This window comes from Streptomyces sp. CT34, assembly GCF_000805335.1.
Classification (GTDB): Bacteria; Actinomycetota; Actinomycetes; order Streptomycetales; family Streptomycetaceae; genus Streptomyces.
The window spans coordinates 7,526,042-7,536,984 of record NZ_KN708638.1 but is presented as its reverse complement, the minus strand read 5'-3'; the positions used below and the strand labels follow the sequence as shown (position 1 = coordinate 7,536,984).

8 protein-coding genes and 1 pseudogene are annotated in these 10,943 nt (G+C 70.1%); 7 read left to right on the top strand and 2 right to left on the bottom strand.

Annotated features, from left to right (window positions below; translation table 11 throughout):
• Positions 1–388, bottom strand: a pseudogene (locus tag RZ84_RS42110) (substrate-binding domain-containing protein); the annotation flags it as partial.
• A 58-nt stretch (positions 389–446) separates the two neighbouring features.
• Between RZ84_RS42110 and RZ84_RS32755 the strand changes: the two are divergent.
• Both RZ84_RS32755 and RZ84_RS32750 read left to right on the top strand, forming a co-directional pair.
• Complete coding sequence (locus tag RZ84_RS32755) at positions 447–851, top strand: DUF5997 family protein (protein WP_043268090.1); 405 nt, start codon at positions 447–449, stop codon at positions 849–851.
• A gap of 222 nt (positions 852–1,073) precedes the next feature.
• Positions 1,074–2,135, top strand: a complete 1,062-nt coding sequence (locus RZ84_RS32750) for a chitinase (RefSeq protein WP_043271542.1) — start codon at positions 1,074–1,076, stop codon at positions 2,133–2,135.
• A 54-nt stretch (positions 2,136–2,189) separates the two neighbouring features.
• On the opposite strand, the gene RZ84_RS32745 is transcribed toward RZ84_RS32750, so the two are convergent.
• Positions 2,190–3,194: a hypothetical protein gene (locus RZ84_RS32745; RefSeq protein ID WP_052230327.1), complete on the bottom strand. Its 1,005-nt coding sequence runs from the start codon at positions 3,192–3,194 to the stop codon at positions 2,190–2,192.
• Positions 3,195–3,468: 274 nt separating this feature from the next.
• On the opposite strand from RZ84_RS32745, the gene RZ84_RS32740 reads away from it, so the two are divergent.
• From RZ84_RS32740 to RZ84_RS32720, 5 genes are all read left to right on the top strand, one after another.
• The gene (locus tag RZ84_RS32740) at positions 3,469–5,661 is read left to right on the top strand and encodes a HAMP domain-containing protein (RefSeq protein WP_052230326.1); all 2,193 of its coding nucleotides are present in this window, start codon (positions 3,469–3,471) and stop codon (positions 5,659–5,661) included.
• Positions 5,662–5,664: 3 nt separating this feature from the next.
• Complete coding sequence (gene pgsB, locus RZ84_RS32735) at positions 5,665–7,197, top strand: poly-gamma-glutamate synthase PgsB (RefSeq protein WP_043268088.1); 1,533 nt, start codon at positions 5,665–5,667, stop codon at positions 7,195–7,197.
• Positions 7,194–7,676 (top strand): poly-gamma-glutamate biosynthesis protein PgsC/CapC, encoded by a 483-nt coding sequence (locus tag RZ84_RS32730; protein WP_043268086.1) that lies wholly within the window; start codon positions 7,194–7,196, stop codon positions 7,674–7,676. Before pgsB ends, RZ84_RS32730 begins: the two co-directional genes overlap by 4 nt.
• Before the next feature lie 26 nt (positions 7,677–7,702).
• Positions 7,703–8,779 carry an NlpC/P60 family protein gene (locus RZ84_RS32725; RefSeq protein ID WP_043268084.1) on the top strand — a complete coding sequence of 359 codons (1,077 nt, stop codon included), beginning with the start codon at positions 7,703–7,705 and terminating at the stop codon, positions 8,777–8,779.
• Between the two features lie 751 nt (positions 8,780–9,530).
• Positions 9,531–10,904, top strand: coding sequence for an ammonium transporter (locus RZ84_RS32720; RefSeq protein WP_043268082.1), 1,374 nt, complete (start codon positions 9,531–9,533; stop codon positions 10,902–10,904).
• The last annotated feature ends 39 nt before the right edge of the window (positions 10,905–10,943 follow it).

Here is a 10,943-nt window from a genome sequence, read left to right as displayed (position 1 = left end):
CCGGGGCGGGCCGCTCGATGGCCGGCCGCCCCGGTGGGCGCTCCCAGTCGAGGGTGTCGTCGAGCGGGTGCAGCACGATGTCGTCGGCGAGGTCCTCGGCGGTGACCTCGTCGACCGCGGCCACCAGGTGGTCCTTCGGGACCACGACCACCGTCGTCTCGGTGTACAGGGGGATCGCGCTGAGGTCCGTCCGGTCGGTCGGCAACCGCAGCAGCCCGGCGTCGGCACCCCCGTTCCGCAGCACATCGGCCGCTTCGGCGGCGGATACCTGGACGAGATGCAGCGGGACGCCGGGCAGGCGCTCGTTCCAGATCCGCACCCACTTGGCGGGCGTCACTCCCGGGACGTACGCGAGCCGGAACGAAGGGGATGCTTCCGAGCCTGTCACCCCGCCAGGTTACCGGCCGTGGTCGGCGACCGCGCACACGCTCGATACCCTGGACAGCATGAAGTCGCACCAGACCGCCCAGACGATGAAGCCCGCCACCGCGGCGAAGAAGCTGGGTGTGTACCTCGAAGCCACCCCCGCCGAGTTCCGGGACGGTGTCGTCTCGCGTACCGAGCTCAACGCGCTCCAGGCGGATCCGCCCGAGTGGCTGCGGGAGCTGCGACGCAACGGCCCGCACCCCCGGCCGGTGGTCGCGGCGAAGCTGGGCGTCTCCATCTCCGGTCTCGCCCGCGGCGGGATCACCGAGGCCCTCACCACGGAGCAGATCGACGCCCTGAAGGCGGAGAACCCCGAGTGGCTCCAGAAGGAGCGCGCCATCCAGGCCGAGGTCCGCAAGGAAGCCGCGCGCCTCAAGGAGAAGAACAAGAACGAGAAGACCAAGGACAAGGACAAGGACGCGTAGCGAACCGACGCGCCCCCTGAGCCCGGCCGGGCCCCGCCAACCGCGACAACTCCACCTCCTCTCCCGAATTGGTCCACGCCTATTGACCATAGGTACGGACCAACTTACGGTGTGGCGCATCACACTCGCTCCGGGACGAGGCCGGCCCCGGCCATCCGCCGAACTCCCGCATCCCGCAATGCTCGTGACGCAACGTCACGGACGCGAAGGGAGCACAGCGTGATCGGTCGTCGGACGGCGCGTCTGCTGAGGGTCGGCCTGGCGGCGGCCTGCGTCCTGCCCCTGCTGGGCGCCGCGAGCCCGGGCGCCCCCCAAGGCGACACCGGCGACACCTGTGCCACGCAGGCGCGCCCCTCCGGCAAGGTCCTCCAAGGGTATTGGGAGAACTGGGACGGCGCGGCGAACGGCGTCCACCCACCCTTCGGCTGGACGCCGATCACCGACGCCCGTATCCGCGACCACGGATACAACGTCCTCAACACCGCCTTCCCCGTCATCCGCTCGGACGGCACGGCCCTGTGGGAGGACGGGATGGACGCCACGGTCAAGGTGCCGACCCCGGCCGAGATGTGCCAGGCCAAGAGCGACGGCCTCACGCTGCTGATGTCCATCGGCGGCGCCTCGGCCGGCATCGACCTCAACTCCACCGCCGTGGCCGACCGGTTCGTGGAAACCATCGTGCCGCTCCTGAAGAAGTACAACTTCGACGGCATCGACATCGACATCGAAACCGGCCTCACCGGCAGCGGGGACATCAACCAGCCGTCCGCCTCCCAGACCAACCTGATGCGCATCATCGACGGCATCCTCGCCCAGATGCCCCCGGGCTTCGGCCTGACGATGGCCCCCGAGACGGCCTATGTCACCGGCGGCGGCGTCACCTACGGATCGATCTGGGGCGCGTACCTGCCCATCATCAAGAAGTACGCGGACAACGGCCGCCTCTGGTGGCTGAACATGCAGTACTACAACGGCAGCATGTACGGCTGCTCGGGCGACTCGTACGAGGCCGGCACGGTCGAGGGCTTCACCGCGCAGACAACCTGCCTCGACCAGGGCCTGACCGTCCAGGGCACCACGATCAGGGTCCCCTACGACCAGCAGGTCCCCGGACTCCCCGCCCAACCAGGCGCCGGCGGCGGCTACCTGCCCCCGGACCTGGTCACCCAGGCGTGGAACACCTACCACAACGGCCTGAAGGGCCTGATGACCTGGTCCCTGAACTGGGACGGCTCGAAGAACTGGACCTTCGGCGACAACGTCAGGGCCGTGCAGGGACGTTGAGGGCTTCGGTGTGGTCGCCGCCCGGGTGCGGCCATGGGGCAGCCGCATGGCCCGCTACCCCGAACCACCGCTCCGCGCCGCCCACCCGTCGGTGAGTGTCTTGACCGCGGCAGCCGCCAGCGCCGCGCGCCGGCCGTCCGTGCGGACGGAGTTGGCGAACTCGACGTGGAGGAACGGGAGGTGGTCGTCGGCTGCCCGGCGGCCCTGCATGTTCTGCGTGCCTTCCAGGGGGCAGGAGCGGACCCAGGCCCGGCACACTCGCAAGCCTCGGTCCCGGAGTGCGTCGGCCAGGATCCGGCCGTCGGGGCGGCCCGCCTTGCCGATGCCCGGGGAGGCGATGACGTCGTGTTCGGGTGCCGAGTCGTCGGCGAAGCCGTGCACCTGGATGCCGGGCAGGCCGCGCCGGGCCAGCTCGTCGCAGACGGCGTCGAAGACGGTGTCCCGGCGGTGTGCCACGTCCGCGGCCCCGTTCCGTCCGGCGTCGCGGTGGGCGCCGGCGATCACCAGGACGCCTCCGGGGGAGTTCAACAGCACGCGCGCGCCGAGCCGTTCGGTGTCCAGGTCGGCGACGGGATGCGGTACCTGGACCGACCAGCGCGCCGGTGCGGACAGGTCGATGTAGACCCGACCCCAGCCACGCGGCGCGGGGACCTGCGTCGAGCGGTCGGACAGCTCCGCGTACGTATGGCCCGTCGTGGCGTCGACGAGGGTGCTCAGCCGGTAGCCGACGGCGGACAGCCGTTGCGCCGCCTGTTCGCGCCGGCCGTCGAGGACGAGCGCGACGGCTTCGGCGATGGCTCGCCGGTCGTCGGGGCGCGGCTGCCGGTACCCGGAGTCCGCGGAGAACGGGGCGGCGTATTCGGCGATCCGGCGGTCGAGTCGTACGGTCTGCGGCCCGCTCGGCGCGGAGGTCCGGCCGGGCCGGGGCTCCGGCCCGCCGTCAGGTGTCCCGTGGTCGCGCGAGTGGCCTGAGCCGCAGGCGACGAGCGACGCGAGCAGGGCGAGCAGCACGGCCGCCGAGGCGGCGATGGTCGAGGGCGTCTTCCGATGCACAGTCATGACCGGACCAAAGATACGGGGCGCTGATTCCGCTCACCCCATGTCCCTTTCGTTCGCCTTTAAGGCGATACATGAGAGATCAACTTCACTTTTCTTGAGGAAAGCTCAACTCTTTCTTTACTCTTCGGGTCGCACGCATCTGGGGCGCACAAGAGCGCTTACGGCGTTACGCCCCCAAAGAGGGCAAACAGCGTGATCGGGATTTCCAGGGAAGGAGTAACGGGTGGCCGCTTCGCGCTCGAAGCGACGGCACAAGGTCCGCCGGAGAGCAGACATGTCACTCATAGGCGGCATACGCCCGCCCATTGCCGCGCTGTCGGCTCTGCTCCTCTCGCTCGCCGGGATCACCGCGCTCACGCTCGGCAAACCCGAGAACGCCCTCGTACCGGAGGCCGTGCGCACGTCCCAGCAGTACGTCGCCGAGGACGGCGCCATGGCGCTGCGTGCCTCGCTCGACGAGTCGGTCACCGATCTGACGCGCACCGCCACGCTGTTCAACCAGGGGCGGCCCGTGTCGCCCGACGCCGTCCTGGACAAGGTCGGCAGCGTCTACCAGAAGTGGCGCGGCACCGCCGTCATCGAGATCAGGTCCGGCAAGCTGCTCGGCGCGCGCGGGGAGAACGTACCGCTCACCGCCATCGACCGGACCAAGCTCGCCGACCGGGGCGGCCTCGCGCCGCGCATGGTGCGCCTGCCCAACGGCCAGACCCGTCTGGTCACGCTCGCCCTGCTGTCCTGGGAGGGCAGACCGCAGCAACTCCTGATCGCCTCCAGCAGCCTGAACGTTCCGGGAGTGAGCCTCGGCGGGAACCGGGCGGTCGGCGTGATCGCCGCCGACGGGCGCGTGCTGAGCAGCCGCGGTGCGCTCGACGGCAAGCGGGACCGCGAAGAGTTCGCCTCGTTCGCCCGGATCGCGGCGGAGAAGGCCAAGCAGAACCCGATCACCGCCAAGCAGCCGGGCTCCGGCGGCTACCCGGGCGTCAGCGGCCACCTCACCGGAAGAGCCGCGGAAGGCAGGCAGACCGCCGCCGGATACGCCTCGCTCGCCACCGCCGGGCAGGCCGATGCCACGACGGCCGCCGGGCTCGGCCTCACCGTCGTCACCCAGGTCCACGTCGCCGAGCACGCCTCGCAACTCGCCCGGCCCGCCTTCGGCCTCGTCGCCGCGGGTGCCCTGCTGCTCATCGGCGGCATCGCGGTGCTGCTGCTGGTGTCCACCGTTCAACGTCCGCTCATCCGCCTGTTCCTGGAGAGCCGTCGCCTCACCCGCGGCGACCTGGCGCGCCCGGTGACCGTGCCGAGGACCGGCGAGGCCGCGCGGATCGGCGCCGCCCTGGAACGGCTGCGCCGCCAGCTGCGCGGCGCGCCCGTCGTCGACACCGAAGGCCCCGGGCCCCGCAAGGGACTTGGCGCCCGCGCCCTGCTCGCCGTCAGTGCCGTCCTGCTGCTGGTCTGGTCGGTGCCGCTGATGCTGCTGCTCAACCGGGCCGACGGCAGCGTGCGCGTCCCCACCCAGACCGTCCGTGATCAGAAGACCCGGACCGAGACGCTCAGCGATCGCGTGCGCCGGGCTCTCAACGAGGGCCACGCGGACCTGGCCGCGGTCGCCGCCCTGATCGGCGACCGTACCTCGCCCGACGACATGCGGACGGTCCTGGAACGCACGACACGGGACCACCAGCGCTACGAGTCGATCTCCGTCCTCGGCCCGGACGGCGAGACCCTCGCCAGGGCCGGCCGGGCACCCCACCCCGTGCCGGGCAAGGGCCCCTCGGACAAGCCTTTCGAGGTGAGCGGGCACGGCGGCAAGAAGCCCGTCATCACTGCCACCGCCGAGGTGCCCGGCCGCCAAGGGGCCGCCGTGGTCGGCGAGTTCCGCATCGACTTCGTCAACGGGCTCCTCGGCCGGCAGGGACTCGGCGAGGTCCGGGTCGTCGACACCCAGGGGCGTGTCATCGGCGGCAACTCGGGCTACCGGGCCTTCCAGCAACTGCCGGGCCATCTCAAGCCGCTGCTCGCCAAGGAGAACACGCACGCCGAGGTGCAGCGCGACGGCGGTCGCGTCCGCGTGGTCGCCGCTGCTCCGTTCTCCGGCGGTGGCGCGGCCAAGGACCTGCGGTGGACGGTGGTCAGCTCGCAGAACGCCGCCGGGCTCGCCATCCCCGAGTACACCCGGCAGAACCGCACGGTTCTGGTAGGTCTGCTCGGCGTCACCGCGGCGACCGCCTGCCTGGGCTGGCTGCACATCGTCGTGGTACGGCCGCTGCGCGCCTTGGCGGTCCACGCCGAGAAGCTGGCGGACGGCGACCGCAAAACCGTGCTCTTCCCCCGTCACCACGACGAGGTGGGCGCCGTCGTCCGCAGCCTGGAACTGATCCGCCAGAAGTTGCAGGAACAGCCGCGCGACCGCGACCGCAACCATGACCGCGACCCGCGCCCGCCCGCCGAGGCCGGAAGGAACAAGTAACCCGTGCTCTTCCTCTACACCGTGCTCGTGGCGTGCGGTGCCGTACTGCTGGTCGCCGGAGTGATCGAACAGCGGCGACACTTCCGCAACCTCGATCGCATACCGGCCCGGGTGCTCGTCAACGGCATCCGCGGCAAGAGCTCCATCACCCGCCTGTGCGCGGGCGCGCTGCGCGGCGGCGACCTCGTCACCGTCGCCAAGACCACCGGCACCGCCGCCCGGTTCATCCACCCGGACGCCACCGAGGAACCCGTCTACCGCAAGTTCGGCATCGCCAATGTCGTCGAGCAGATCGGCATCGTGCGCCGCGCCGCCGCCTACCGCCCGGACGCGCTGGTCATCGAGTGCATGGCCGTGATGCCCGCGCTCCAGGAGATCAACCAGTCCAAGCTGATCCGCTCCACGATCGGCGTGCTGTGCAACGTCCGCGAGGACCACCTCGCCGAAATGGGCCCGACCCTCGACGACGTGGCGCGCTCCCTGTGCCGCTCGATGCCCGAGAACGGTATCTGCGTGACCGCGGAGAAGGACCGGTTCCACATCCTCCAGGAGGAGGCGGACGCAAGGAACTGCCAACTGGTCTACGCCGACCCGGCGATGGTCAGCGACGAGGAGCTGCGCGGCTTCAGCTGGTTCACCTTCAAGGAGAACGTCGCCATCGCGCTCGTCGTCGCCGAACTCCTGGGCGTCGACCGCGAAACCGCGCTCCAGGGCATGTACGACGCCCCGCCGGACCCCGGCGTCCTCTCCGTGGAGCGGTACGTCACACACGAGCGGAAGAAACTCCGCTTCGCCAACGTCTTCGCGGCCAACGATCCCGAGTCGACGCTGATGAACATCAACCAGCTGCTCGACCTCGGTGCCATCCACCGCCCCCTGAACGTCGTCATCAACTGCCGCCCGGACCGCGTCGAACGCAACGGCCAGATGGGCGAGCTCATCCCCGACCTCGACCCGGAGCACGTCTTCGTCATCGGCCACCCGGCCAAGTCCGCCATCGACGCGATCCCGGCCGCCTTCCGCGACCGCGCCGTCGACCTCGGCGGCGACCGGCGTGAACCCGAGGAGTTCATGGGCCAGTTGCTCGGCCGGCTCGGCCCGGACTCCTCACTCGTCGCCGTCGGCAACATCCACGGCCAGGGTGAGCTGCTCCTGGAGCACCTCGCGGAACTCACACCGGACGAGAGCACCGCCGCCCGCACCCCCGCGGGCGCCCCCGCAGACGCCCCCGCGGACGCGCCCCCGCACGACGGGACGCCGCCGCGGTACGCGCCGCACCTCGACCCCTACCAGCAGTATCCCCAGGCACATGAGGCGCGGTACGCCGCGTCGTACGCACCCGTGCCGGCGCCACGCACCGCGGAGTCCCCGTATCCGGACCCCACCGCCGCCCGGCGGCCCGAAGGCCGGCCTCCGGGCCGGGCCGGATCGCCCGAACCGGCCGGTGCCCGGGGCCCGTTCGAGCCCCGCGTCCCGCCCGTGCGCCCCACCGACACCTCTCAGCAGTGGCACAACCCAGGAGAGCAGCACCGTTGATCCCCTCCGTCCTCACCCCCGAGATCGCCGCGATCGGCATCGCGATCGGGCTGCTCTTCTCCCTGGTCTGCTATCTGACGACCAACCTCTCCCCCGGCGGCATGATCACCCCGGGCTGGCTGGCACTGACCCTCGTCGAAGACCTCCAGCGCGCCGCGATGGTCGTCGGCGTCACGGTCCTCACCTACATCGGCACCCGCCTGATGCAGCGGTACGTGATCCTCTACGGCAAACGGCTGTTCGCGGCGGTCGTCCTGCTCGGCGTCGCGCTCCAGGGCACGGTCATGATCGTGCTGTCCCTGGAGTTCCCGCTGATGTACGCGAACCAGACCCTCGGCTTCATCGTGCCGGGCCTGATCGCCTACCAACTGGTGCGCCAGCCCAAGGGCCCCACCCTGCTCGCCACCGGCTCGGTGACGCTCATGGCCTACGTCGTCCTCACCGCCGGAATCCTGCTCGGCGTCATGCCGTCCGCCTGACCCCGCCAACGGAGCCCACCCACCCCATGTCTCCCCACAACAAGCGCCCCTTCCTGCACGCCCTGACCGTCCTCGCCCTGCTGGGAGGCAGCGCGTACCTCACCGTGGAACTACGCAAGGACGAAGGGGACAAGGCGCCCCGGCCCCAGGCCGTCACCGACAGCCCGCTCCCGGGGTCCGGCTCCGGCCGACAGGACGGCAGGCAGAGCTGGGAACGCCTGAAGAACCCCGACCGCACGGTGCTGCGCGGCGAGCAGGGCCAGGTCCTGGCCACCTTCACGGACAGGTCGCGCACCGCCACGCTCAGGGGCCCCTCGCGCACCTTCAGCGAAGCCGAGAACACCGCGACCCGAGTGGTCACCGAGGACTGGGCGCGTCTGATGCCCGAGCCATGGCGTGCGGGGGCCGAGAAGGAGCAGTGGTTCCAGGACTGGTTCAAGAAGTACTACGGCAGCCGGGAGGACGATCTCTTCGCCATCGCCTTCCAGTACGTCAGCGGGGCGCCGGACAAGAAGGACGGCTCGGGCACCACGTACGCGGGCGACGCCAAGTTCGGCCCGGTCAACCCGGACCTGGCCAAGCACCGCGGCACACCGCTGCTCGAACAGTCCGACTTCTTCGACTACTTGGGCGTCCGCTACACCTTCCGCGACGGCACCACCAAGCAGCCCGAGGCGGCCCGCTACCGCGCCGTCGACTGCTCCGGCTTCATGCGGATGGTCTTCGGCTACCGGGCCCGCTACCCGCTGGCCTCCGCCGACAACAAGGGCAACGGGCTGCCCCGCACCGCCAACGGCATGGGCCGCTCGGACCTCGGCGCCGAGATCATCCCGCTGTCCGGCCCCGCCCCCTGGTACGAGCGGCCGAAGAACATCGACGTACTCCAGCCCGGAGACCTGGTCTTCTTCAAGATGGACCACCACACCGGCAACCGCCTCGACCACGTCGGCCTGTACCTGGGACCTGACACCGAGGGCCACAAGGTGTTCATCTCCAGCCGCAAGGAAGTCAACGGGCCCACGATCGGCGACAAGGGCGGGGTCTCACGGCTCGACGGGAACGGCTTCTACGCACAGCTGCTGCGCAACGCCAAGCGGCTGTAGAGCCGGTGCTGTGGCCGTGGCGTGGCTGTGGCCGTGACCGTCTAGGCGATCTTGTGGTCGGTCAGGTCAGGAAGAATCCGAACCGGGCACAATACTCGCGATTCATTCACTATCCCGGCGTTTGTCGACAGGGCGGGCAGATCCCCCCGGACCCACCAGCCTGCAACCGCCGATCCCCCTCAACTGACCGTTCGTCAGCCCACTTTCGCTTGCGGCCACAGATAAAGAAAAGCCCAAGCCCTTCAGCCATACGTTGACGAACCCGCTGGCCACCCTTACATTGCATTCCAAACGGAACCAATTTTCCGCATTACGGAATACATTGCCAGGGTGCCGCACGCTCCGACGGGCGGACGTCCCCGCGCCCGCAGAAGGAGCGCCGCCATGAATCTCGCTCCACTGGAGATCGAGAGATGAGACCGGCTCCCCGATCCGGCCAGGGGCATCCGGAGCCCGCATTCCGCACCGTCACCGTGGGCCGGGGCCGGGATCTCACGCACGCGGCCGTATCGGCCCCCACTCCCCCACGCTTACCGCGCCCGTCCGCCGGTGCCTGATGCCGTACGCCGGCTCCGATCGGCGTACCGCCCCTGGTGATGCACACATCGTCATGCGCACGTCGTCATGCACATGCCGTGATGCGCGCCTCGTGATGCGCGCGTGCCGACCCGCAACACCCAGCCCACCCCGCTCCCACTGCCTGACCGCCACCGTGCCGATCAGCACGGCGCCCCTACCCGGAAAGACTCGGATGTCTACCACTCTCGATACGGGCAACACCGCGTGGCTCATGGCGAGTACCGCCATGGTGCTGTTGATGACGCCCGGCCTTGCCTTCTTCTACGGCGGCATGGTCAAGACCAAGCATGTGCTGGTCATGCTCAAGATGAGCTTCGTCTGCCTGGCCCTGGTCACCCTCCTCTGGCTGGCCATCGGATACAGCCTGGCCTTCGGCAAGGACGTCGGCGGCTGGGGCCTGATCGGCTCCCCTGCGCACTGGATGATGCACGACATCGGGATGACCAGCCTGAACGGCTCCATCCCCACCGTCATCTTCTCCGGCTTCCAGATGGCCTTCGCCATCATCACCGTGGCCCTGATCAGCGGCTCCATCGCCGGTCGCGCGACCATGCGCGGCTGGCTGTGGTTCGTCCTGGCGTGGACCCTCTTCGTCTACGTCCCGATGGCGCACTGGGTGTTCGCGCCCGACGGCTGGGTCACCGCCCACCTCGGCGCGCTGGACTTCGCCGGTGGTATGCCGGTGGAGATCAACTCCGGTGCGGCCGGCCTCGCGGTGGCGATCGTGGTCCGCAAGCGCAAGGACTTCGAGCGAGAGACCATCCGGCCGCACAACCTGCCGCTGGTCGTGATCGGTCTCGCGCTGCTGTGGTTCGGCTGGTTCGGCTTCAACGCCGGCTCCGCGCTGCAATCCGGTGGCAGCGCCCCGATGGCCTTCCTCAACACCCAGCTCGCGGCCTGCGGCGCGATGGTCGGCTGGCCGCTGATCGAGAAGTGGCGGCTCGGACACGTCGAGATGCTCGGGGTGGCTTCGGCGGCCGTCGCGGGCATGGTCGCCATCACCCCGGCCTGTGGTGAGGTCTCCCCGATCGGCGCCCTGGTGATCGGCTTTGTCGCGGGCGTGGTCTGCGCCTTCGCGATCAACGTCAAGTACAAGCTGCGCTACGACGACACCCTCGACGTGGTGGGCGTGCACGGCTGGGGCGGCATCGTCGGCGTCCTGGGTATCGGCCTGTTCGCCACCCTCCAGATGAGCGGCAAGAAGGGCCTGTTCCACGGCGGTGGCATCGACCTGCTGTGGCGCCAGGCCGTCGGCGCGCTGGTGTGCGCGGCCTTCTCCTTCGGCGTGACCTGGCTGATCGCCCAGGCCATCGAGCGGACGGTCGGCTTCCGGGCCGCCGAGGACTACGAGCACGTCCCCGGCGCGGAGGAGGAGCAGGCGTACGACGACGAGACCATCGCCGAGATCCGCCGGCGGCTGGCGCAGGCCCGGGTCCCCGTCGCCGTGGGCCCGGGTGGTGCCGCGGAGCCCGGTTCCGGCAGCGCCGACGCCGAGCTGCTGGCCGAGCTGCGGGAGGTCCTCCAGCGACGGGAGCAGGAGAAGTGACGACTGCTCACCCTCGGCCCGTCGAATCGAGGAACTGAC